We start from the raw sequence: 25102 nt of genomic DNA on the forward strand, positions 1-25102 counted from the left end.
ATATTTCAATCAAACGAATAGTTCTGATTGAGACTATGAGAAATTCTGATAGAGGAGAGGTGCGGGCGTGCGCGACCACGTCGCAAGCGCCGACCAGAAGCCACGCCTCGTGCGACTTTGCCGGAGAGTGACCCATGAATGTCCATACCCCTGTTGGCTCAACATCCACCGACATGCCCACGGCTAGCACGCCTAACGGCCCACTTTTTGAATTGGACCTGCTGCGCAGCTTGGTTGCGATCGCCGAAACCGGGAACTTCTCGGCGGCGTCCGAGCGGCTGGGACGAACACCGTCAGCGGTTTCGATGCAGGTCAAGAAGATGGAGCAGCTCGTCGAGCGTCCATTGTTCGTGCGCGATAGCCGGTCCGTATCGTTGACGCGCGATGGCGAAGCATTGCTGCAACACGCGCGGCGATTGCTCAGCCTCAACGGTGAGATGATGGCGCGCTTTATCCGTCCTGATCTGGTGGGCGAGGTGCATCTCGGTGCACCGGATGATGTTGCCGAGCGGTTCTTGCCGATCATGCTCAGGCAGTTCGCGGATTTGTATCCAGGCGTCCTTCTTAACGTCGTGGTCGACGAGACGGCTCGCTTGATAGAGGCCGTGGACCGAGGGGACCTAGACCTGGCGACAGTGACCTGTGAAGCGGGTTTCAAGACCGAGGACAGGGCAGAAATTGTGTTCCGCGAGCCGATGGTCTGGGCGTGTTTGGCTGGCGGAATTGCACATGAGAACAAGCCGTTACGGATTTCCATGTGGGAAGATGGCTGCATGTGGCGGCAGGCGGCTCTCACGGCGCTCGAGCGGCATGCGTGCAGCTACCAGATCGCCATTCAGAGTGCGAACATATCCGGACACCGGGCAGCCATTCTGGCAGATGTTGCCGTCGCTCCGCTGGCTCTCAGCCATATTGGCGGCCGTATCGCGCGTGTGCCGGACGCTGTCGGCCTTCCCCCTTTGCCGGCCTCGGCTCTGGGGATGATCGCGCGGGAGCAGCGCACCGCACCGGTCGAAGCGGCGATGGACCTCATTCGCACATCGTTCGCCCAGCACCCCTCGAACACCAGCGCTGGTGATCGAGGAACCCAAACAAACGTGGCCGCCGAAGGGTCTGCGTGATGAGCGTTTCGAGGGCATCGCAGGAAACAGACCCGCACACCATCGCATCGCTCGAAGAGCTCAACGCCCTGTACGGCGTGCCGGTCACGGCATCGGTGGTCAAGGTCTTGCATCGCATTACCCCTGCCTATGCGACGCTGATCGCGGCATCGCCCTTTTGCGCTTTGGCAACCTGCGGACCCGAGGGGCTGGACTGCTCACCACGCGGCGATGCACCCCGCGAAGGTATGCACGGTACAGTTCATATCGAAAACGAAACGACTATCCTCATGCCCGATCGCCGCGGCAACAACCGCATCGATTCACTGCGCAACATCGTTCGTGATCCCCGCGTTGCGTTGCTGTTTCTTATTCCCGGCAGTGGAACAACGGTTCGCGTCAATGGTCGCGCGTCCCTGACGATCGAGCCGTCCTTGCTGCGGCGGTTTGAAGTTGACGGAAAAGCGCCGCGCTGCGTCATTCGGATTGCAGTTGGTGAACTTTACTTCCAATGCGCCCGAGCCGTCGTGCGTGCAGGAATCTGGCAGACTGAAAAGTGGCCTAATTTCAACGTTTTGCCGACGCCAGGTACATTGCTGGCGGAAGCGAGCGAAGGCAGAGAAGGTGGTCGGGCCTACGACGAAGCCTGGCCGAAACGCGCCGCCGAAAGCATGTGGTGAGACGGCTGTACCCTTCCCGATGCCAGCGCTTGACCGTGGATAAAATGGGACTTTGTCTCCGCTGACGCACCATCACACCGTGCTAGTCTCAAACGAATCGGCAACTCGCCTGCGGAGCTGATCTGCAGGCCGCCTTCGGGTACTCAATGGAGAAATTCGGCGCAACATGTTGAAAAGGCCTGTTATTCAAGGCGTTCAAAGGATGTTTCGGCGACTGCGGCGGCCGCGCGAGATTAGGCGGAGGTTTGTCGCGACAAACCCCCTTTTTGTCGCGACAACGGCCGTTTTTGTCGCGACAACATTCGCTGCCGTACCCCCAGATGGCCAGGCGCGGGATGCCCATCTCCAATCGTTGCACTCGGCACGTTTACCATCGCCCACACCATACTTGCCACCGATCGATCTCGCTCAAGCGTCGGGTGTGGAGGTTCCCAACCCGATCGTCCGCCCGCCGCTCGAAACCCAACCGGTCAACCCGCCTGAACATGCATCTGATCTCGGAGCAGTCCGCCCCGACGCAGTCGCCCGGCAGCTTTTTGGGGGTGCGCCGACACCTGCTCCCTTGGAGACGCGGTCTATAGGCAGTTACGCGCGCGGGTGTCTGGCCGGTGCGGTTCCACTGGCGGTCGATGGTCCCGCATGGCAGGCGATGCGGCTGTCCCGCAATCGCAACTGGGGGCACCCGGCTTTGATTGATTATCTGCAGGCCCTCGCGAACGCGGGTCGCGCACATGATGGCTGGAACGGCCTGCTGGTTGGCGATTTGAGCCAACCAAGGGGAGGCCCGATGCTCACCGGGCATCGCTCGCATCAGATCGGCCTTGATGCGGACATATGGCTGACCCCAATGCCGGAGCGTACGTTGACCCGGCAGGAGCGCGAAGACATCTCAGCGATCTCCATGCTCAGAGATGGCACCCGGACCATTGACCCCAGCCGGTGGTCGGATGCGCACGCACGCATCATCCGCCGAGCGGCGCTGGATGATCGCGTGGCGCGCATCTTTGTACACCCCGCCATCAAGAGCCAGCTGTGTGACTGGGCGAGCGGTGACCGCACCTGGTTGCGCCGGATCCGCCCATGGTATGGCCACCACTATCATTTTCACATTCGGCTCAGCTGCCCGCCCGGCATGGCCGGATGCGAAAACCAAGACCCGCCGCCAGCTGGCGATGGATGCGGCGATGAGCTGGCTTGGTGGCTTGGCCCAGAGCCTTGGGCGCCGAGCGACACGCCCGCTCGACCCCGGCGTGAGACAACGCTTGCGGACTTACCAGCGGCTTGTTCGCGGGTCATTATAGCAAATTAATCAAAGTCAAGTTAAAATAATAAAAACATACAAAAACAACGGGGTAACGGCGCACTTTTCGTGAACGATTAGCGCCCTTCTGTTCCAACGCGCTAACACGCCCGGAAGGTCAAATTTTAATAAGAAATCGATTAAACTAATAATCAGCTGGTGGCAGAACAGTGGGGCTGTTCGGCCGTTGCAGTTGACCGGTTCATGCGCCCGTTCTCAGCTGGCCATGTGCTGAAACCCAGCGCGCACCGGATGATGAACCGGATCTTTGGTACAGCATAAGCGATCATCAGGCCTTGGCGCGGTGGCACGCGGGGCAATTTGCAGGCGCGGCAGGTTGCGTGCGCGATATGGGCATTTCGAGATGACAAATGTTGCCGCGCGTCTCCGCACGCAGCCCCTCCGCACGCTCTGGCGCTGCCCTCGCGGCGACCGCCGTCACGCCCGCGAGTGCGCCAAGGTGAGGGCCGCGCACAAAACGCGCGCGGCCAGATGGTGTCAAACGTTACCTAGATTGGGCTGAAAATCGGCTGCGTCAGGCAGTGGCAGCTTCGCCGGAAACGCCGGTACCGATCGGGCAGGAAACGCCGGTCCCGCCAAGGCCGCAATAACCGGCTGGGTTCTTCGCCAGATATTGTTGATGGTACGCTTCAGCGAAGTAGAACGGGCCCGCGTCTTTGATCTCGGTGGTGATCTGGCCCATATCGGCGCCGCTTAGCGCAAGCTGGTAGCTGTCGCGCGAAGCTTCGGCGATCTGCCTATCGGTTGCATCGTGAACATAGATCCCGGACCGATACTGGGTTCCGACATCATTGCCCTGCCGCATGCCCTGGGTCGGGTCATGCCCTTCCCAGAAGGCCTTGAGCACATTTTCGAGCGAGATCACCTGCGGGTCATAGACGACGCGCACGACCTCGTTGTGCCCGGTACGACCGCTGCAAACTTCCTCATAAGTTGGGTTCGGGGTCATGCCCGCAGCGTAGCCGACCGCCGTCACATGGACCCCGTCAAGGTTCCAGAATGCGCGCTCGGCTCCCCAGAAGCAGCCCAGGCCCAAGTCGATCACCTTATGGCCATCGGGGTAGGGTGGCTTGAGCGGATTGCCGTTCACAAAGTGGGTTTTGGCGGTCTCGATGGCGTCGTCCCGTCCGGGAAGGACATCGGACTGGTCCGGCATCGACACTTTCTTGGATAGGCCGGCAAAAAGGTTCAGCATGGTGAGGGCCTCCAACTGTCTGGTGGTCGCTCCATAAGGTTTGGAGCGTGGTGACGCCAAGATGGGGACGATCAGCAGCGCGGTCAACGGCTCGTCTTCGTCGCACCTCGCCGCCTTAGGCGTGTTCTGCCTTGTACATTCTATTCGGGCATTGGGCGCGAGCGTGCCGGTAGGAGGTTCTCGGTCCCAGTTTTGCGGGAATGGCCCGCTCGCCTGCTTAACTCGGAGCCGGCCGTTCATTGCGCGTTACCAGCGTTTGCACATTAGGGGAGGCCAAACCATGGACATCATGTTCGGTTTTGAACGAGAGTACGACGGAGCCTTTTTGATCCGCTTCTGAGCTGGATGGCGCGTCGCAAGGCCCGGAAAACACGTCCAACAAGGATTTTCTTATGCCAGCGCCCGAATTTTTAGCGCCCCTCCTACCGTTCGCTCAAACCTCAAACAGACTGCGCCGCCGCCTGCCGGTCGCTTGTACCGCTGTGCTTTTGGCCGCGCCGCTGCTGGTGCCGAGCGCACTGCTGGCGCAGGAAAGCGATGTTGCAGGTTTCGCGATGCCGCCAAGCGAAGATGGCGCACGCCAACTTGAAGCGGCGCTTACCGATGCCTTTGGACGCCTGTTGTCCGACATGGCAAACGAGGACATCGACGCCGAACTGCGGTTTGATGGAGAGCCCGTGGCAACGCCAGACGGTGACGCCTACGCATTGGCGATCCCTAAGACGATTCTCGAGTTCGGCGGCGATTTCGTTGGCGAACTACCACCATTTGATGCCGACGTCAGACCCCTTGATGATGGCTGGCTGGACATCGCCTGGACCTTGCAGAGCCCGGCAACTGCATTCGATCCGCGCGGAGACGGGCGTGCAACGCTTTCGTTTGAGCCAACGGACAGTCGCGTTGTTTACGCGCCTCAATACGGCGTTCTCATGGATGGCGATGTGTCGCTTGAAGCGCTTGAGTTGGGAATCGAAAGTGATGGCGAGGCGGTCGACGCTACCCTTGCGAGCGTAGCAGTGCTGGCATCCACGCAAGCCGACCCCGCCATGGACGACCTGTACGATTCTCAAGGGTCGATCGTCATTCAGGATTTGCTCGTCACTGGCATGGAAGATGCGGTGCGCGTTGCGCTTGAAGGCATCGATTTTGAAGCCGCAACAACCGCCCAGCGGTTTGATCTTTTTGCGCTTTTGAACGAGCAGACCCGCGACATTGATCCCGACGATACAGAAGCGATGCTTGAAGCCTTCGCCGCGGTCCTCGCTGACCACGCGGCGGACAAATGGCTTGGATCGTTCGCCATGCGCTTTGGTATGTCCGGACTTGATATCGACACGCCTGATCTGGTGGCTGCTGTGGACGGGGTCGAATTTGAACTGTCCGCGGGCGGTCTCGACGGTGACGCGTCATCGATCGGCATTGCCGCAGCCGCAGCCGGTATAGCGTCGCCGCAAATTCCGCCGCCTTTTGTCGAGGTCGCGCCGACCGCTTTTTCTGTCGCGCTGGCGGGCGAGAATCTGCCGTTCGAAGCGCTTCTGGACCGGGTCTACGCTCAGGTCGATCTTGGCGAAGCCGAAATGGGTCCGAAAGGGCGGCGCATGGGCACCGGCTTCGATCTTGAAGCTCTCGAAGATCTCAATCCGATGGAGATGCTCGGGATCGTTCTGCAGTCAGATGCGGTGCTCGTTCTGGAGGGGCTGAATATTGATGCGCCGATCGGGCATATTGATGCAACGGGCACCGTTGAACCGGCGCCCGCCTCACCGTTTCAGGCGGTGGCCGATATCGATATTGCCATCGCCGGTCTCCCCGAGATCATCGCGTTTGCGCAGAGCATGGGCGGCGATGCGGCGGAAGTTGCTGCGGTCGCCAGCCTGTTCAGTGCGATGGGTCAGGACGAAACGGACGAAGACGGCACCCCGGTAAAAGCGTTCAATCTGGTTGTCACTGAAGCGGGCCAGGTTTTGCTGAACGGCAACGATATGAGCGCCATGATGGGGATGTTCCAATAGGCCCGACCAGACGCAAGCGCTCCCGTCGAGGCCATTGGTTCAAGCGCTAGGGCTCAGCCGGCGGTTTCGACCGCTGCGGGGTCCTGCTTCTCGCGTGGCCGGCGGGCAAGGGTGGCAAGCACAAGGCCCAGGCCACCGAACACGCCCCAGTCCCAAAGCCGCAAAATCGACTGGATAACCGGATCCCAAAGGAACGGTGAAACGAAGCGCTGGATGATCGCCTGGGCCAGGTTCAAGCCCTGCGGGATAATGTTGTACAGCAGCTCACCCAAGGGATCAGGTGTGAAGCCGGACAGTTCGGGCCAGTTCATTTGAGCGACATCATCGGCCAGAAGCACGAGCGCTACGGCAATAAGCACGAGCCCAAGAAGGCGAATGGGATAGCGAATAAGAAACATAACTATTCCGTGTAAATCATTCTGTTTCCCTGAATATCTTACAAGGAATGAGTTTCATGTCCTGCAGCACCGTGTTTTGGCTGTCCAGCTGTTGCGTGTGCTGGGTCCGCCGCGTACAGCGCGATGGTTGTCGGTAAACATTGCTGCTGCGATCGTTGGCGTTGATCTATGGGTTGGCCGCGGTATACGCAAGAACCTCGCGCGCCATAGCACGCGAAGGTGATGCGGCGTGAGCGAGCGCGGTCCGGCGCGTGATCGCCGAGAAATCCAGAGGTAACTTGGTTTGACAACCCACAAACGAGCGGCGTTCGCAGTTCAGACATTGCCTGATCAGGCGGCCTCCATCCTGGCCGCAGCGCGCGGCGTGCTCGAGACCGAGCAGGCAGGTTTGCAGGCACTGCAGAGCTCGCTGAACGGTCAGTTTGCAACGGCGGCCTCCCTGATCTTGCAGGTTCAGGGCCGCGTCATCCTATCTGGAATGGGCAAGTCCGGTCATATCGCCAACAAGATCGCGGCAACCTTTGCGTCCACCGGCACGCCTTCCCAGTTCGTTCATCCCGCCGAAGCGAGCCATGGTGATCTTGGGATGATCACCTCGAGCGACGCTTGCATTCTGATTTCAAACTCCGGGGAGACGCGCGAGCTTGCAGACCTCGTGGCCTATACCCGGCGTTTTGATATCCCGATGATCGCCGTCACCAAAGATCCCGGCTCAACACTTGCGCGCCAAGCAGATATCGTCCTGCAGCTTCCCGATGTTGCCGAAGCGTGCACCATCGGAATGGCGCCCACGACCTCGACGACCTGCACGCTGGCCTTGGGCGACGCCTTGGCCGTTGCGGTCATGAATGAGCGGGACTTTGATGCGACGAGCTTCTCGCATTTTCATCCAGGCGGACGGCTGGGCGCAGAGCTTATCCGGGTGTCCGCGCTCATGCAGGTCGGCCCCGGTCTGCCACGGATCGCCCCAGACGCACCCATGCAGCGTGTCCTCGATGAGATGACGGCGAAGGGTCTGGGCCTTGCGCTTATGGTTGATGATGACGATCACCTGAAGGGTGTCATCACCGATGGCGATCTGAGGCGCAATCTGGATGGTCTCATGGAGCGGCGCGCCACCGACATTGCCACCGTGCGGCCACAAACGATCCAGCCAGAAGCGCTCGCCGTGTCGGCTCTCAATGTCATGAACAGCAATCGCATCACAGCGCTGGCGGTGACCGACGAAGGTGGAACACTTCAGGGCGTCATCCACATGCACGCCTGTTTGCGGGCCGGCTTGGGATAAAGTGTCGGGTCGGTATCGAGCGCAGGCACCAGCATCTGATCCATGCGCCGCACCGTCGCAATGGCCCGCGCCGCAAACCGCTCATCGTCCGATGGGTTGGCGTGGGCCATGACCATCATGTTGACGCCACGGCTGCGCAAGCTGCTCAGAAGGCCGTGCAGGTCAACCGTGCCCTTGCCCAGATCAGCCCAGCCATCTTCGCGCAGATTATCGCCGGGCTTGGCCAGGTCACGCAGGTGGGCCGCGGTGATCCTCTCACCATGGCGGGCCATCCATTCCGTCAGTGGCTGTTCGGCAAGCGCCATCGCGCCAACATCAATCTGCCAGGCCAGGTCGCGATCGGTGTCGAACAGGATCGACAGGCCCGACGCGCCCGCTTCAACCGGTGCAAGCTCGTCGGTTTGGTTGTGCCAGCCAACGGTCAGGCCCGCCGCGCGCAGCGCCTCGGCGTAGCGGCGCATACGGCTGCCAAGCAAGAACCAGTCGTCGGCGTCGCGCGGCGCCTTATCGCCAGTCGACGCGCCCACAAAGACTGTGTGAACCCCGAGCCGACGAGCCATCGCAGCCGTACGCCGCGGCGCGGCGCGCAGCTGGGTCTGGGTGATATGGCAGGTCGGCATGGAAAGGCCCGCCGCCCCAAGTCCGACCTCCAGCCGAGCGATACTCGCCGCGTCTGACAACATGTCTGGCGTACCCTCGACGGACATGTAGCCCAAATCGCTGGCCATGCGCAGCGTCGTACGCAGCGGTCCGAAGCGACGCGAGGTGCCCAGATGATAGCTGTAGCCAGGGTGCGGGTCGGGCATGAGGTCAGGCGATCCCTTTGGACTGAGCGATGATTCGAACTGACCATAACCCGTCGCTGAACTTGACGCAGCGCCAATTTGGTTACCCACACTCATCCACAGGCGCCTTCCAATCGCGGCACTGGGCCCCGGCTTTGAGCGACCATTGCCTGTCGGCGTCCAAACGGGCGCAGTACCGGTCCGCTTGTCTTTTGCTGTTCAGCGCCGTTTAGTTGGCAAATCGAAGCCGTCTACGCGGCTGACGATCATGGACTTTCTCCCCGTTGGGTCTGCTTGTCGGCCCGTGTTGCAGGGCCCGCGCGTATGGCCAACGTCTTTGTCAGCCATTCCAGCCTCGATAATGCCAAGGCGCAGGAACTGTTCGACTGGCTGCAAAGCCAGGGCCATGAGCATATTTTTCTCGATGTCGACACAGAAGCAGGCCTTTTGCCCGGTGAAGACTGGGAACGTCGGCTGTATCGCGAGATAGACCGTGCCCAGGCTGTGATCGTCTTGCTGACCAAGCACTGGATGGCTTCGAAATGGTGCTTTGCTGAATTCACCCATGCCCGCGCACTGGGCAAGAAAATTTTCCCGGTCATCGATACACCCACTGGCGAACGGCTCGTGGGCAGCGATCTTCAGGCCATCGATCTGACCACCGAGCGCGAGGGTGGCCTTCAGCGCCTGTCGCGGGCCATCTCCGATACCGCGTTGGCAAGTCCGCAAGGGTTCCGCCTGCGAGACGGCGTGTCGCCTTTTCCTGGGCTTGATGCCTTTGGCAGCGAGCAGGCGGCAGTCTTCTTCGGTCGCGATGATGCGATCAATGCCCTCATGGAGCGCTTCCGCCATGCCCGTGCCTTGGGCGGCAGCCGGTTCATCCCCATCGTGGGCGGTTCAGGTTCCGGCAAATCGTCGCTGTTGCGAGCCGGCCTCCTGCCACGCCTTTCGCGCGACCGGGCAAACTGGCAGGTCCTCAAGCCCTTTCGCCCGGAGGCCGATCCAGGCAGACGTCTCGCCCGCACTTTGGCCAAGGCGGCCGCAGGCAGCGCAGAGGAAGACCAGCGCGACGAGCTGGTCCGCAACCTTCTGGGTCCGGCGCCAGCGGACGCTCTGCGGGGCGTTGCGACCGCGATCCGCGACGCCGCCGGGCAGCCCGATATGGGTATCCTGATTGCGATCGATCAGTTCGAAGAGGTCTTCACGCTCGCACCGCAAGAGGCGCGCAACGCGTTTTTCGCACTGTTGTCGCAAACGCTCGGTGCCGATCTGCCGTTCTTTATTGTCGCCAGCATGCGCAGCGAGTTTCTCGCCGCCCTTCAAGCAGTATCCGAACTGCCGCAGGGCTTCGAACCTTTCTCCTTGCGGCCAATGCCGCTTGAACGCCTTGATCAGATCGTTAAGGGCCCGGCGCGCGTTACCGGTATTGAAGTCGAGGAGGCCATGCTCGCCGCTTTGCGCGGACATGTGCAATCCTCACAAGCGTTGCCGCTGGTCGCCTTCACATTGCGACGCTTGTTTGACGCCCAAAAGACAGATGGCCGTTTGACGCTTGCGAGTTACCAGGCGCTCGGTGAAGGCGGCGCGGGTCTGAACCCGATAGAAAATGCGATCCGGCAAGTGGCCGAGGCAGCGGTACCGGTCTCATCGTCGGGCACTGGTCAGACGGAGGCGCTGCGCCGCGCGTTTGTCGATCATCTCGTGACGGTTGACTACAACGGGAACTTCGTGCGGACCCTCGCGCCCGAGAGCAGCCTGTCCGACGCCAAGCAGGCGATCGACCAGCTGGTTGCCGCGCGCCTTCTGGTCCGTCGCAGCGGGACCGGCGATGAGAGCATCGGTGGCGAGACAGGCAGTGAAGCTGTGGTCGAAGTCGCCCACGAGGCCCTGTTCACGGTGTGGGATCGGTTGGCTGGCTGGCTCAGCGAGGAAAAAGACTTCCTCACGGGACGGACGCTTATCGGCCAGCAATTGGCCTACGCAAAAACGCTGGACGACCGGACACACGGTCAGGGTCTGTTGAGTGATGTTCTGCTTGAACGTGCCCGAAGCTGGCTCGAAACGCGACCGAAAGCCTTCAACGAAGAAGAGCGCGCGTTTATTGATGCATCGATTGTCGACGATGATCGGCGGAAGCGGCAGGAAGCAGACCGCAAGGCCCGTGTTGCAAAGCTTCAGAGGCGGCTGACCATTGGGGCGTGCGCAGCGGCGCTGGTCTTTCTGGTGTTGGGCGGCGTCGCGTGGTGGCAACGCGGGATTGCAACCCAGGCGCTTGATGCCGGCACGCAGACTGCCAATCAGGTCGCCATTGAACTGGCGCGTGACTTTCGCGACCAGGATGGGATGCGCAGCGAGCTGGTCAGCGATATCCTCGGCCGCGCGATCGATTTGCAGCGGCAGATGGCGGCGCTTGGCGGGGATACGGATGCTTTACGCGCCCAAACGGCTACTGCCCTTTCTGAGATCGCGCTGGCACATCTGCAAAGTGGTTCGGCCGAGGCGCAGGCCGGGCTAGCTGCTGCCAAAAGCGCTGCAGAAGAAGCGCTGGAGCTTCTGGACCCGCTGGTTGCGGCATCGTCGGGCGACAGTGACATCGGCACGGCGTGGATCAACGCCTCGATCGCACTTGGCGATGTGCTTCGACGTGAAGGCGATTTGGGACAGGCTGAAGCGCGCTTTCGGGCTGCACTGGAGCTTGCCGAAAGCGACGAACAGATTGCGGCGGCGGGATTTGAGGCGGTCAGGATACGGGCGCTAGCGATGAACCGGGTCGGGGACATGCGCATGCGGGCGGACGATGCTGCTGCGGCGAGGTCACTTTACCAGCAGAGCCTTGATCTGCGCGAGGGGTTGCAGCGCGATTTGCGGAGTGCTCAGAGCGATGATCGTCAGGACGCGGATGATGAAACCGCGCTCATTCGCGATCTTGCGATCAGCCATGCCAAGCTTGCCGGTGTGGACGCCGCCGAAGGGAACTTCACCTCCGCCGATCGCAGCTATCAGACCAGCCTCGCGCTGCGGCGGCAGCTCGTTGTGCGTGCGCCCACCGATACCGGCTACCGGCGCGATCTTGCGGCGGCGCATCAGCTTCGCGGGCGGGCGGCCGCCATGGGCGGTGACCCGATCTTCGCGCGCAACAGTTATGCCGAAGCTGCGCGGTTGTTCCGCGAACTGGCGCTGCAGGACCCCGGGCGGGCGGACTGGCAGGAAGGTCGCGGGGTGGCGCTCGAAAGCGTAGCCGACGCCGACCGGCGGCTGGGAAACCTCGAGGCGGCGGCGGAAACGTTAGCCGAGGTGGTCGATATCTTTCGCGCCCTGCAAGCGCTTGATCCACGCAACGCCGAATGGCGTCAACGGCTGGGCGTCGCGCTGACCAAATCGGGCGGCGTTGCGTGGCAGCGCGACAACCTGCCCAGCGCGCAAGAGCAGCTAGGTGAGGCGCGGGGCTACCTGGAAGATCTTGCGGAGGAGCAGCCCGGCGCAATCGCGATCCAGCGCAGCTTGATCTTCATGCTTCTCACGATTTCTCAAACGGCTGCTGACCCGCTACCAGACTTGCGACAGGCGCAAGAGACGGTGGACCGTTTGCGCGCCGAAGGTCTCATTGATGCAAGTACGCAGCGGCTGGCCGAGCAAGTCGCGCGTCGCCTCGGAGCATTTGAGCAGCCCTAAGGCCAAAGGCGAGGGCTGATAGACCCCGTATTTTCCCTTACGGCTTGCGGCGCTTTGCCCAAATAGTTTGCTTGTTAAGTTCCTGCTAGAGGACTAAAATCAAGGCTCGAAAGCTTGATCAGCGGGCGGCTGTGAGATGACACAAACGCATGCGCATGCCCCGACTATCGCTCGGCCCCATCGCTGGGGTCTGGCCGCGCTTGGCGGGCTTCTCATTGCCCTCGCCAGCCTGATCCTGCCATCGGGTGCACGCGCCGAATGCACGCGCGCCGAACGACCGACCACCATCTCGGACAGCGAAATCAATCTGCGCGTCTACGATTGCAACACTTTCACGAGAAACGTGCGCGTCGAGTTTCATCGGCTGTCATCGAACACAGTTGCCAATTTGCAAGAAGAAAAGACGACGGCCGAACTGGGGGCCCTTCTTGGCACGCCGCGCATTGTTGAAGGGGAGATCTGGTTCGAATTTCGTGGACTGCGCAATCAGTTCGGGTCGAGACGCTTCGTTCCACCTGCTGTGACCCGGGTTGTTGCAAGCGGAAGCGGCGATGTTGCCACAGGATTTGACGAGGACGCTGCGGGGTCACTTCACCTTTTAGGCATTGGCAGCGGGTTCTATCCCGCGATAGACGAGCTGCGCTTTCTGGAGGGGGGACGCGATGCGCCGGGCCTGCAAGAGCGCAATGGCATGCTTTGGCGCTTCATGACGCGCGAAGATGTTCGCCAATATGTTCCGCGCCTGCGTTCGCTCAATGAGACGCTTTTCGGCGGCCGCCTCGAACGTGAGGGCCAAACTCCGGTCGACGACGCGCTCATGTTGCTTGATCACCTCACGCGCGCACACCCCATGCCGCCCGATTTCATGGTCATGGCCGGTGAATTCATCACGGCGGCTTGCGCCTTCGAGCCGGGCTGGCGCTTTTCTTATTTTGGGCGCGTTATCCTCATGGATGTAATGGTCATCGAAAACCTGTCGGAGCGTCCCATCGATGTGGGAAGTTTTGTCGGGACCCGGACCAGAGGAGGCCTTCGCCTGCCTTCGCCTGCTGGTGACGAATTTCTGTTCTTGCGCGGGTTCGAAGAACCGCTTGAGCCGGGCGCCCGCGTGATGGTGCCGCTGGCTCTGTCGTTTGCGCCGTCGGATGCGATGCGCGCCTTCACCAACTCCACCTACGTTTACGGAACGGAACTCTCCATCGCCGGGATGTTCGTCAACGATGTGGAGCTGACCTTCGAAGAGCGGAACGCCAACTTCATCGAGATGTCATCAGTTCTCGAAGAAGCCGGCTCCTGCCCCTACCTGCAGGCTTTCGATGGCGAAGTTGGTGGCTGGGTGGAGCACGGCAAGGTGCTGCACGCTGCCAATTCCGCCGACCGCAGCGATACCGAAACCTTGCAATTCCCGGGGCTACGCACGCAGTTTCGGCTCGAAGAACGCGAGCCGGAAGTTGCCTTCATCGATGCGGCGGTCCTGACGCTCGACCTTCATGATGGGACGTCCGTCACGCTGCAAACGGACCATCCGGACCTGGCCGCAATCGACGACAAGCCCGCGATCTTCCGCTGGGGCGAAGCGGTCGCGTTCGATTTCGCCGTGCCCGAGGACATCGACCCGGAAACGGTCGTGCGTTCAACACTCGATGTGACCGGCTACTACCTCACTTACACAAGCCTCGCAGGGATGTCTGACCCGCCGATGCCGGTCCGCGGCAGTCTGCTATCAAACGCATCGCAAGCGCCGGTTGCACAGATGTGCCCGATCGACATCACCATGCCTGCGCGGCTTCTAAGACCGGATCTGACACTCAATTAGGCGTCCGCCCACCAAACGAGGCGGGACGTAGGCAAGAAACGGGGGGCATCATGGAACTACGCGACGAGTGGCTTGCCGGCGGCAGCTTCAACTGGCAGGTGGGCTACGGCCTCGCATCGGCCAGTGCACTGGTCTATCGCGACATGGCGGCAATCAAGCGCATCGTCGAAGGCCTTTGGGGCATGAAGGCCACCACCTTCGAGATCAGCAACACCGAAGGCTTTGTCGCCGAGGGCGAAAACTCTGTTGTCGTGGCCTTGCGGGGCACGACCGGTTTCATGGACTGGATGTCGAACATTCGCGTCGGCCCGGACCGCTCGGACGCTTTCCAGGGCGAGGTCCATGGCGGTTTCCTCAAGGCCTATGGCAAGGCGAGCCAGGTTATAAGTGACGCCATTGAGGGCACCGATGGCAAAGCGCTGTGGTTCACCGGACATTCGCTTGGCGGCGCACTCGCCGTCGTTGGGGCGGCGACGCATTTGGCGCGCGGTCCGGCAGGGGTCGTGACCTTCGGCCAGCCGCGCATGCTCAAGGCCGATGCGCGTGCGTTCATGGATGCAAACTTCGACAACAGCTACATCCGGGTCGTCAACGATGACGACGTCGTTCCGCGCGTGCCGCCCAACTACAAGCACACCGGCACGCTCCTGCACTTCGATTTTCTCGGCAACCTGATCGAAAGCGCCACCGAGATGACCGGTGATGATGGCGGCCCCGCGCCCCTGCCCGAGGCCGAGTTCAACGCGCTGGTCGAGACCGCCGATCAGCTCAAGCATGTGGAGGCCGATTTCGGCGGTGACCCTGACTTCGTCGCCGAAGGGCTGATACCGGGCGTGCCAGCGCACAAGATCGAGAACTATGTCAACCTGATGCGGACCCGCGTCCAGCCTTCGGTCGGTGGTGGTGGCACGCTTGAGGCGGCTGAGGCACTTGAAGCCGCACGCGACGATGCGCGGCGTGACTTTCCGGTGGGGAACAGCGCCGAGGACTTCGGTGTCGAGACCGGCAGCGATGGCTTTGAAAGCGGATTTGAGAGCACCGAAGCCGCACCGCCTCCGGAGCAGGGCGCCGCGCCGATCCGCCACCCTGTGCTGCTGCGCTTGCACAGCGCGTCATGGACCGCTCCCCAAGGCGTCGAAGTCCGCTCGCAATTCAGCAATTTCGCCACCGTGATGGCGACGACAGCTCAAATCGCGGCGCTTGAGAACGACACCAGTGTCGCGTCCGTCGAATTGAGCCGTGACGCCAGCGGCTATGAAGATCTCGACAGTTCCGTTCCTTTCGTTCAGGCCGCTGACATCCACCGGCCGCCGCTTGGCGAGCGCGGCGACGGCGCGTTGGTTGGGATCATCGATACCGGCGTCGACATCCTCCACGAAGCGTTCCATGACGCATCAGGGAATACGCGGGTCGTCGCGATCTGGGATCAAACCCGCGACGATCCCTTCCGAACGCCGCACGCCATCGATTCCCGCTTCAAACAGAACTACGGAACGCTCTACACCTCCGATAAGATCCAGGAGCTGATGGGCGGCAGCCCGCATCTTGTCCCGCGTATGCTGCGCGACCCCTTCGCTCACGGAACACACGTCGCCGGGATCGCTGCCGGCCGCGCGGTTGGCCAGGCTGGCCAGGGGGGCATGGCCGATGGCATGGCGCCGGAAGCCGGCATCGTGCTTGTGATTGCCCATGTCCGCCACGATCCGCAGGACCCGCCTGCGCTGGGCTATTCGGTCAGCCATGTCGATGCGCTGGCGTTCATGAAAGAGCTGGCGGCAGGCGGCAACGCCGTCATGCCGCAAGCCAAACCGATCGCGATCAATGTCAGCTTAGGCACCAACGCCGGTGCCCACGATGGGACAACGACGCTGGAAGCCGCGTTCGACGCGATCACGGGTGGTGGGCGCGATCCCGGCGTGGTGATCGTGAAATCGGCGGGCAACGAGCGCGGCCATGCGGGCCACGCGCGCGTATCGGCTTTCAAGGGCGGGATCATGCCGCTGGAATGGGAAAGCTCGACGCGATTCCGTGACGCCGACTATTTCGAAGGCTGGTACAATGGCCTTGATGATATGGCGTTCACGCTGATCGATCCGGGGGGAAATCGCAGTCCGCAAGTCGATGCGAGCAGTGGCATTGTCAACGCCGAGCTTGGCGGTAACCGGGTGCAGATCGGCATCCGGCCCATTCATCGCGACAATGGCGACAACCGCCTGACCATCACCGTGCAGGGCGGGACCAACACCATCCAGCACGGCGTTTGGACGCTTGAGGTGGAAGGCCGCAATATCATCAGCCAAAATGGTAACTTCAACATGTGGGTCGAGCGGACGCGAGGCCGCGCGGTTCGGTTCCGAGTCGAGGAGCCGGAGATGACGCTGTCGATTCCGGGCACGGCGCGCACCGTGATTTGCGTCGGCGCGTCTGGCTCGGCAATCCCCATCCGGCTTCTGGGCGCGTCGTCCTGGGGTCTGACGCGCGATGGGCGACCGAAGCCGGACCTATGTGCGCCGGGGATCGGGGTTGTCTCGGCCGCCTCGGGCGGTGCGCCGCAAGAGGCGCGCCCCGACAGCGGGACCTCGATGGCCGCGCCGCATGTCACCGGCGCGCTCGCGCTGGTATTGTCGGCTCAGAGCAAGGCGGGCGTGCCGCTATCAAATGCCATGCAGTTTCAGACCGCGCTTGCGCGAACGGTGCAAGGGCTTCCCGGGCGTCACAATGTCGGCGCAGGCTTTGGCGTTTTGAATGCCAAAGGGTTGTTCGACCTGCTCGTCCCGCCCGGTACCGTCTGATCGCGTGGTAAGGGTCCGATGATTGCGCGCCCAGACCCGGAAGAGGCGGCCCATTTTGTCGAGCAGCTCGACCTGCCACCGCAGCCGCTCGATTTTGGCCTCGAAAGCGCAGGAAGCGAACCGGATTTCGCTTCGCCCGACGGGTCGGCGGTGGCCATAGCCGGCCAGCTCGCCGGATTTACCGGGGCGGTTCCGCCCGAAATCCGCCAGAACCTGTCGAATGCGCTTCTGCTTGCGCAACTGGCTGCGAACAAGGCATCGGAGCAGTTGGCGGCAGACGATATCAAGCCATGGTTCGACACCTATTTTGAGGTTCTCGAGAAGGTCGGGTTTCTGCTCGAAGACAAGAAGGATCTGAACCTTGATATGACCGGTCAGTCGTTTGAGGTTCGCGATGTTCTGATCCGTCAGCTGACCGACGCGTTGGGGCAGGCGGCGTCGCTCGCCAGCCAGATCATCGAGCTTCTCAAGGGTCTGACCAAGACATCGACAAAGAACCCGTGGTATCAACTTTTCGACCGCCAGGTGCGGCAGCAGAACGCTGATCTGTTTCAACTGAGCGACGTGCGCATGGATGCGGCGACGGTAAAATTGACCGCCATTGCAATCGATATTGACAGTCGGTCTGCGTCCGTGCGCGTGCCGCTCATCGGTGGTGCGTCGGACGCGCGGACACTGCACGTCCGCACGCGCGGCTATGCGATCGATGAGACCACCCTTACGAACGCCGCGATGCCGATTGCTTGGAAGCTTGGTGCCCATATCGCAACCTCGATTGCGGAGATTGAAATCTGATGCCCGCAGAGGCGGCGAACGATGAAGGCCTCGCAGCCCTGCTTCAGCGCGTCCAGACCTACCGCGAGGACGGCGGCGATCTTGAGGCCGGGCGGGCCCTGATGGAGGCGCTGAAGCAGGCGCGCCAATTCGAGGTGCTGCTCACGCTGGCCGAGGATGTCGTGCGCCTTGCGCCGCAGGACATTGGCCTGCGCAAGCTGCGGGCGCAGGCCCTTCTCGATACCGGCCAGACCTCCCTTGCCCGCGATGCGCTGCTCGCCCTGATAGCCGCTGGCGCTCCGGACGACGGAGACGTCATCGATGCCCATGGGCTCCTGGGCCGCGCCAACAAGGATCTGATGCTGGCGACCGTGGCGACGGACAAGAAACTCGCGGCACACTATGCAGGCGCCTCGCTTGAGGCCTATCTGGGCACCTTTCGGCGGTCGAACAACACAAGCTGGTACCACGGCATCAACGCTGCGGCTGTTCTGCACGCGGCGAATGCGCTTGTCCTTGCCAGCGATGCGGACACCGATCCCGTGGCGCTTGGACAGGAGGTGCTCGACGCGCTGCACCAAGACCGCGCCGACCCTCCTAGCCCCTGGTGGCTCGCGACGCGTGCCGAAGCGATGATCGCAATGGACCGGCTCAATGACGCTTTGGCTGATATTGCGGACTATATCGAGCATCCTGGCACCACGGTCTTCATGCTTGGCGGCACATGGCGCCAATTCACCGAGCTTTGGGACGTGCACCACCAGGGCGCAGCGGGAAAGATGCTGGTGGGCATGTTGGAGGCCACCTATCTCGAGCGCAGCAAAGCGACGAGTTCCGGCGTGGGCGCACGGATCGTCGTCTCGCCGGAGCATCTGCGCGACATGCGCGAGCCCGATCCCGACGATGCACCCGTCAACCTCGAAGCAATCCTCGGACAGGAAGGTGTCCTATCGTTGCAATGGTATCGGCAGGGGCTGGAGCGGGCGGCCTCGGTCGGCCTAGTGACCTGGCGCGGCAGCCGTCGTCAGGGCACATGCTTCATCGTGGACGCCGAAACCTTCGGGTTGTCCGCCAAACCGGGGACGGTCTGCGCCCTGACCAACTATCATGTGGTCAATCGTGAGGCCGACGGCGATCTCGCCATCGCACCGGCGGACGCGCGAATCCGCTTCGAGGCCGCTGATGACGCCCTGTCGGAAATCGACCTCGCCGTGCAAGGGGTTATCGCCCAGTCGCCGGTCCATGAAGGCCTCGACTACGCGCTAATCGAGATCGATGCACCTGCAGGCGCTTTTTTGGAGGGCGAAGCAGACCGGGGAAGACCAAAAGGACCCGCGCCACTTGCGGTTGCTGCCAGCATCCCGGAGCCGGGCGAAACCGCGCGCGCCTATGTCATCGGCTATCCGCAGAGCGGCACCAGCCTTGCCTTTTCGTTGCACGACAGCCGGCTGCTCGATCATGAGGGGCCAAACGACGGCAAGCCGAAGGATCCCGATCGCATCCGCGTCCACTATTTCTCGCCGACCGAGCCAGGCAGCTCAGGCAGCCCTGTCTTTGATGATCAATGGCGTTGCATCGCGCTCCACCATGCCGGTTACCGGGTCGACCCGGGGTGGGGCCTGTTCGGCATCCGCAAGCTCAATGGCCTGCCCGGCACATACGCGGCGAACGAGGGCTATTGGATTCAGTCCGTTGTTGCGGACGTCAAGCGTCAGCTCGCCGCGCGGTAACCCCAGAGCTGCTTGGAGGCGATTTCCGCCCCTTCTGCGAGGGATTTGAGCTTTGCCCAGACGACGCAATTCTCAACTTCCGTCTTGTAGATCGCGTGGCCGGGCTTGCTCATCTCACCGTCAGCGACAATGTCGATCCCCGCCTCGACCTGCTGCTGCACCATCCGGTCCACGGCATCGGCGATCTTGGCGTCGTAAGCCGCCTGATCGACAGGCTCCCCATCAAGCCGGGCCTTCAGAACATCAAGCAGATCGTGCGGACGCGGCAGGCTACCGACATGGGTGGTTAGAATGTGGTCGGTGCTGCGAAGCATGGCGGCCCTCCCTTTCGGCAATTGGATTCAGGACAGGGGTCCGACCCTTTAGCAGCTTCGGTCAGCCGAGAATACGCTTGGACAGTTCCGAGAGCATGTCCGCTTCGCTCTTCCCGTGTGCGCCTTTGTCGACCTTGCCATCAATCTGCAGAAATGAATGCCCGTGCACGAAGGTCCAAAGCATGTAGGAGCGGAACCGGATATCGTCCTCTGAACTACCGGGCGGCATCGCCGCCGCGACTTCACGGATCACGACGCCATAGGTTTCTTCTCCCGCTTTCCTGATTTCCTCATGATCGGTGTGCCCCTCAGTCAGCCCGAACATAAGCCGGAATACGCCAGGTTGGGCGCGCGCGAAATCCACATAGGACTGTCCAATGGCGTTTATCTTCGCAAATTCCTGGGTCGGAGCACGCTCCGCTGCCGTGTGCATGTCGTGGCCGAGCCGGCGAATGCCGTCGATAGCCACTTCGCGAACGATCGCATTCTTGTCGTGAAAGTGCTTGTAGGGCGCCGCGCTCGAAACACCCGCTCGCCGCGCGGCTTCGGAAATAGAGAAGCCGTCCGCGCCCTTCTCTTCCACCAATTGCCGAACCGTTTCGATCAGGTGGGCGCGCAAATCACCGTGATGATACGCGGCTTTATTGCCCGTGTTTTCCGGTTTTGCGGGTGATCTGGACATTTTTTCCTGCGTAGGCTTGTCAATGTAAGTGGCTTTAACATATACCTGAGCGACAAGTAAGTGCCACTTACATTATCGTCAACTTGTCCAGAGGGATACAGCATGACCGAGGCCACGTCCAAGCAAGACTACGAACCCGACGCCACCGGGCAGCCAGCCGTGTCAGCGCATTCCTCACCGAAACAGCACTGGTTCGCGCGCCTCACCCGACGAGCCGTGACCGTCACGGTCACTGCTACGGTCTTTGTCGTGGCTGGGGGCCTTATTGTCGGCGGTTCGGGCATTCTTGCCGACCGTGCGGACGCCGTGGTGGGGCCTGATCCCGCACCTGTGCCCACGGTGCGCGCCATGACGATCCGTCCGCAAGACAGCTACACGGTGACCCGGACCTTCCAGGGCCAAGTTGAGCCAGCGCAGACGGTTCAGCTTGGTTTTCAGCAGCCCGGCGAGATCGATCGTATCGCCGTTGATGAGGGGGATCGGGTTCAAGCAGGCGATCTGCTGGCCAGCCTCGACACCCGCATATTGGATGCCGAACGCGCCCGCCTTGAGGCGTCCCGCCGGGCGCTGGAAGCGCAGGTTGAACTGGCCGCGTTGACCACAGATCGCCAGTCGGAACTGCGTGAACGTGGTTTTGCCTCCCAGTCGCAGCTGGACACTGCCCGCCTCGGGCTGGCCGACCTTGAAGCGCGGATCGCGGAAGTCGACGCGGCGCTTGTCCGCATTGATGTTCAGCTCTCGCAGACCGAGCTGGTTGCGCCCTTTGATGGTGTCATCGCCACGCGGACAGCCGATTCTGGCACCGTGGTCGGCGTCGGGCAGGCTGTTCTTGAGCTGCTCGAAGCCTCGGAGCCCGTTTTTCGCGTTGGCATCGACCCGACCCTCGCTAACGACGATGCGTTTGCGAGCGCGTCCATCCAGATCGGCGGCCGGACCTTCGACGCGACCTTTGACAGTTTCCGCCCCGATCTCGACCCGCAGACGCGCACCCGCACAGCGCTGTTCAGCTTGAAAACCGATGAGCCGGTCTACCGCCAGGCAGGCACGTTGACGCTCTCCGTGACGGTCGACCAGCGCGGTTATCTGGTGCCCCTCGCCGCCGTTCAGGACGGCGTTCGCGGGCTTTGGACGTTGCTTTCGCTGAACCCGACGGACGGTGAGGCAGACCGGTTCACCGTTGGGCTCGAAGCGGTCGAGCTTCTGCACCTTGAAGGCGAAACGGCGTTCGTGGCGGGCACGCTAAACGGCGAAACTAAAATCGTCGCTGACGGCACCCATCGTGTTGTACCCGGTGAGACGGTGCTGATCTCGGGTGCTGTCCGCTCGACTCCCGTCAATGGGGAGGCACGGTGATGGAAAGCCTCACCTTTCGCCAGCCGCGCCTGATCGCGCTGTTCCTCCTTGTGATCATTGCCGCTGGTGCATCTTCGCTTCTGGCGATCGGCAGGCAGGAAGACCCAACCATCACCAATCTGTTTGGAACCGTCACCACGGTTATGCCGGGTGCCGATCCGGCGCGGGTGGAGGCGCTCGTTACGTCCGAGATCGAAGACACGCTGCGCGAGATCGCCGAAGTCGATGTCATCAGCTCCACGTCCTCGACAGGCATCTCCATTGTCTCCGTCGAGCTTGGCGTCACGGTTCCCGATGATCGGATCGAACAGGTCTGGGCTGAGATACGCGACGATCTGGCCGAGCTTGCACCCACCTTGCCGGCGGATGCGCTGGAACCGGAGTTCGACACCGGAGGTGGCAGCGCCTACGCCGCGATCGTCGCCGTCAGCGCCAACCATGCGGGCGTTTCGCCTACGATTCTCGCGCGCTACGCCCGCGACCTTGCGCAAGAGCTGCGCAACATTCCCGGCACCGAAGAGGTCGATCTTTTCGGCGTGCCGGAAGACGAGGTTCTGGTTTCTCTTGACCCCCTCGCAACGTCGGCGCTTGGCCTGACGGCTGCTGATGTGTCCCGCGCCATCGCGCAGGCTGACGCCAAGGGGCAGGCCGGACGGGTGCGCGGCACAGGCAGTGACTTCCTCATCAACGTCGAAGGAGAGGTTCGCGCGCTGGATCGTTTGCGCCAGATCGTTGTCCGACAGGGCGCCGACGGGGCGGTGACCTATCTTGATCAGATCGCGACGATCACGCGCGGTCCGCGTCTGCCCGTCACCGAAAGCGCCATCTACAATGGACGGGACGCCATCCTTCTTGGCGCCATGCTGGAATCGGGCCTGCAGGTCGACGTCTGGGCGGGCTTTGTCCGTGATGTCGTCGCCGACTACCAGCAAGTGGTTCCCGGCGGGCTGTCGCTTGATCTGACCTTTGACCAAAGCGGCTACACCGCTGATCGGCTCGTTGAGGTTGGCCGGAACATGGCAATCGGCGTGGGCCTTGTGGTTGGCGTGCTTCTGCTGACGCTTGGCCTGCGCTCAGCGATGATCGTTGCGTTGATCCTGCCGGTCGTCACGCTCGCCAGCCTTTTCACGATGAACTTCATCGGTCTCGCCATCCACCAGATGTCGGTGACCGGGCTGATCGTCGCGCTCGGCCTGCTGGTCGATGCGGGGATCGTGATGACAGATGAGGTTGGCCAAAGGCTGGCCGCGGGACTGAAGCGGGTAGACGCAGTCAAGCGGTCGGTCAGGCGGCTGTTTGCGCCGCTGTTGGCCTCGACCGTCACAACGGCCCTGTCCTTCACGCCCCTCATCCTGCTGCCTGGTCCGGCAGGTGACTTCGTCGGTTCCATCGCCATCGCGGTGGTGATCATGCTCGTGTGGTCGTTCATCGTTGCCATCACGATCACTCCTGCGGTGGCAGGTCATCTGCTGCCCGCCAATGGCAAACGTGGTGGCATCCCTGGCGGTTTCGTTGCGGCCGCATTCAAGGCGTCGCTGCGTTGGGCGGTTGCCAACCCGCTGCGTTCCATCGCGCTGTCGCTGGTTCTGCCGATCATGGGCTTCCTTAGCCTGCCCACTCTGACCGCGCAGTTTTTCCCCGGTGTGGACCGTGACCAGTTTTACATTGAAGTCGAACTGCCGCCGGGCAGCGCGATCACCGCGACACAGGCGGCAGTGCGCGAGCTCGATGAGGTCCTGCGCGGTGACGAGCGCATCCGTCAGGTCATGTGGAGCATCGGTCGCTCTGCGCCCGCGTTTTACTACAATATCGTTGGCGCGCGGGAGAACGCCCCCAGCCACGCCCAAGCACTGATCACGACTGCCTCCGCAGCGGCGACCGAAGAGCTTCTGCCTGAGCTTCAGCGCGAATTTTCGTTGGTAACGCCGCAGGCAGAAGTTCTCGTTCGTGGCCTTGTGCAAGGCCCCCCCGTGACGGCGCCGGTCGAAATCCGGCTTGTCGGCGATGATCTTGAAACGCTGCGAACTTTGGGTAACCAGGCGCGGCAGATCATGGCCGGGGTCGACAGTGTTGTGGTTGCACGCAGCACGATCGGGCCGGGTGCGCCAAAAGCCATCATCGATGTGGATGAAGCGCAGGCTCGCCTCCTGGGCCTCGACCTTGGCGGCGTGGCCAGCCAGCTGCAGGCGAGCCTTGAAGGGGTGACCGGTGGTTCGATGCTCGAAGGGGCGGAAGAGTTGCCCATCCGGGTCCGCTTCGGGGACGCGAACCGCAACGATTTGCAGGCGGTTCGCGATCTGCCGATCCTGCTGCCCAACGCGGCGCAACTGTCTGCGGCAGGCCGCTGGCCAGCCATGCCCTTGTCGGCGATTTCAGACGTGCGCCTCGAACCGGCCGCCAGCGCGATCACCCGCCGCAACGGCGAGCGTGCCAACACGGTTCAGGGGTTCATCCTCCGCGGTGTCCTGCCCGAGGAAGCGCTGGTCGACGTTCAGGCCGCTCTTGACGAGGCCGGATTCGCGTTACCGGCGGGCTACCGGCTGGAATTGGGCGGGGACAGCGATGCACGCGCCAGCACGCTGAGCGATCTGCTCGCATCGCTCGGCCTCATCGTGACTTTGTCGATTGCGGCTATCGCTCTGACCTTCAACGCGTTCCGTCTGACAGCCATCGCGCTTGTCGTCGCTGGCCTGTCAGCGGGGCTGTCGATGCTGGCGCTGGCGGTCTTCCAGTACCCCTTCGGCATAAACGCCATCATCGGCGTCATCGGCTCCATAGGCGTGTCCATCAACGCGGCCATTATCATTCTGACCGGGCTCCAAGCCAATGAAGATGCGATGGCCGGGGACAAGGCTGCGATGGTCGATGTGCTCATGGGATCGAGCCGGCACATCGTGTCGACCACCATAACAACCTTTGGCGGTTTCCTTCCTCTGATCCTTGCAGGCGGGGGCTTCTGGCCACCGTTTGCAATGTCCGTTGCGGGCGGGGTGCTCCTGTCTACTGTCGTCTCGTTCTACTTCACACCGCCGATGTTCGTGCTCGCCTATGCGCGGAAAGCGAAGAAGCTCCAGGCTGCGCGACGAGCCGCCCTTCCGCAGGCAACTCCGCTGAACGCTGACAATGATCGCGACGCACACATGCCGGTCACGGTGCATGCGCAGTTGGCGGCTGAATAGGAAGAGGCAGT

The 25102-nt window shown here is 62.1% G+C and carries 17 protein-coding genes; 12 read left to right on the forward strand and 5 right to left on the reverse strand.

The features are described from left to right. The first annotated feature begins 134 nt into the window (after positions 1-134). From AAF739_16395 to mepA, 3 genes are all read left to right on the forward strand, one after another. Positions 135-1121 (forward strand): LysR substrate-binding domain-containing protein, encoded by a 987-nt coding sequence (locus AAF739_16395; GenBank protein MEM6384254.1) that lies wholly within the window; start codon positions 135-137, stop codon positions 1119-1121. Beyond that, entirely contained in the window at positions 1121-1780 is a 660-nt protein-coding gene (locus AAF739_16400; protein MEM6384255.1) for a pyridoxamine 5'-phosphate oxidase family protein, read from the forward strand. Before AAF739_16395 ends, AAF739_16400 begins: the two co-directional genes overlap by 1 nt. 388 nt (positions 1781-2168) lie before the next feature. Then, positions 2169-3089 (forward strand): penicillin-insensitive murein endopeptidase, encoded by a 921-nt coding sequence (gene mepA / locus AAF739_16405; protein ID MEM6384256.1) that lies wholly within the window; start codon positions 2169-2171, stop codon positions 3087-3089. 526 nt (positions 3090-3615) lie between these two features. Here the strand turns inward: mepA and msrA are convergent. Beyond that, the gene (gene msrA, locus AAF739_16410; protein MEM6384257.1) at positions 3616-4296 is read right to left on the reverse strand and encodes a peptide-methionine (S)-S-oxide reductase MsrA; all 681 of its coding nucleotides are present in this window, start codon (positions 4294-4296) and stop codon (positions 3616-3618) included. Positions 4297-4688: 392 nt separating this feature from the next. On the opposite strand from msrA, the gene AAF739_16415 reads away from it, so the two are divergent. Next, entirely contained in the window at positions 4689-6308 is a 1620-nt protein-coding gene (locus AAF739_16415; GenBank protein ID MEM6384258.1) for a hypothetical protein, read from the forward strand. A gap of 53 nt (positions 6309-6361) precedes the next feature. Here the strand turns inward: AAF739_16415 and AAF739_16420 are convergent, their stop codons facing one another. Beyond that, the gene (locus AAF739_16420) at positions 6362-6706 is read right to left on the reverse strand and encodes a hypothetical protein (protein ID MEM6384259.1); all 345 of its coding nucleotides are present in this window, start codon (positions 6704-6706) and stop codon (positions 6362-6364) included. A gap of 388 nt (positions 6707-7094) precedes the next feature. Here AAF739_16420 and AAF739_16425 point away from each other — a divergent pair, with 388 nt between their 5' ends. After that, positions 7095-7994: a KpsF/GutQ family sugar-phosphate isomerase gene (locus tag AAF739_16425; protein MEM6384260.1), complete on the forward strand. Its 900-nt coding sequence runs from the start codon at positions 7095-7097 to the stop codon at positions 7992-7994. On the opposite strand, the gene AAF739_16430 is transcribed toward AAF739_16425, so the two are convergent. After that, positions 7946-8800, reverse strand: a complete 855-nt coding sequence (locus tag AAF739_16430) for a sugar phosphate isomerase/epimerase (GenBank protein ID MEM6384261.1) — start codon at positions 8798-8800, stop codon at positions 7946-7948. The genes AAF739_16425 and AAF739_16430 overlap by 49 nt on opposite strands. A gap of 303 nt (positions 8801-9103) precedes the next feature. Between AAF739_16430 and AAF739_16435 the strand changes: the two genes are divergently transcribed. The 5 genes from AAF739_16435 (at position 9104) to AAF739_16455 (ending at position 19563) form a co-directional block, all read left to right on the forward strand. Beyond that, the gene (locus tag AAF739_16435; protein MEM6384262.1) at positions 9104-12451 is read left to right on the forward strand and encodes a toll/interleukin-1 receptor domain-containing protein; all 3348 of its coding nucleotides are present in this window, start codon (positions 9104-9106) and stop codon (positions 12449-12451) included. Between the two features lie 136 nt (positions 12452-12587). Next, the gene (locus AAF739_16440; protein ID MEM6384263.1) at positions 12588-14267 is read left to right on the forward strand and encodes a hypothetical protein; all 1680 of its coding nucleotides are present in this window, start codon (positions 12588-12590) and stop codon (positions 14265-14267) included. A 50-nt stretch (positions 14268-14317) separates the two neighbouring features. Then, positions 14318-17059, forward strand: a complete 2742-nt coding sequence (locus tag AAF739_16445; GenBank protein MEM6384264.1) for a S8 family serine peptidase — start codon at positions 14318-14320, stop codon at positions 17057-17059. Between the two features lie 18 nt (positions 17060-17077). Further along, positions 17078-17854: a hypothetical protein gene (locus tag AAF739_16450; protein MEM6384265.1), complete on the forward strand. Its 777-nt coding sequence runs from the start codon at positions 17078-17080 to the stop codon at positions 17852-17854. Then, positions 17854-19563, forward strand: a complete 1710-nt coding sequence (locus AAF739_16455; GenBank protein MEM6384266.1) for a serine protease — start codon at positions 17854-17856, stop codon at positions 19561-19563. Before AAF739_16450 ends, AAF739_16455 begins: the two co-directional genes overlap by 1 nt. Here AAF739_16455 and AAF739_16460 read toward each other — a convergent pair. Both AAF739_16460 and AAF739_16465 read right to left on the reverse strand, forming a co-directional pair. Then, positions 19545-19877: a hypothetical protein gene (locus tag AAF739_16460; GenBank protein ID MEM6384267.1), complete on the reverse strand. Its 333-nt coding sequence runs from the start codon at positions 19875-19877 to the stop codon at positions 19545-19547. The genes AAF739_16455 and AAF739_16460 overlap by 19 nt on opposite strands. 61 nt (positions 19878-19938) lie before the next feature. Then, a complete protein-coding gene (locus tag AAF739_16465) occupies positions 19939-20559 on the reverse strand; it encodes a TetR/AcrR family transcriptional regulator (GenBank protein ID MEM6384268.1) in 621 nt (206 codons plus the stop codon). Positions 20560-20661: 102 nt separating this feature from the next. On the opposite strand from AAF739_16465, the gene AAF739_16470 reads away from it, so the two are divergent. Both AAF739_16470 and AAF739_16475 read left to right on the forward strand, forming a co-directional pair. Then, positions 20662-21912 carry an efflux RND transporter periplasmic adaptor subunit gene (locus tag AAF739_16470; protein ID MEM6384269.1) on the forward strand — a complete coding sequence of 417 codons (1251 nt, stop codon included), beginning with the start codon at positions 20662-20664 and terminating at the stop codon, positions 21910-21912. After that, positions 21912-25091, forward strand: coding sequence for an efflux RND transporter permease subunit (locus tag AAF739_16475; GenBank protein MEM6384270.1), 3180 nt, complete (start codon positions 21912-21914; stop codon positions 25089-25091). Before AAF739_16470 ends, AAF739_16475 begins: the two co-directional genes overlap by 1 nt. Positions 25092-25102 lie beyond the last annotated feature (11 nt).

The sequence above is a fragment of the Pseudomonadota bacterium genome (genome assembly GCA_039024915.1).
Taxonomy (GTDB): Bacteria; Pseudomonadota; Alphaproteobacteria; order Rhizobiales; family MH13; genus MH13.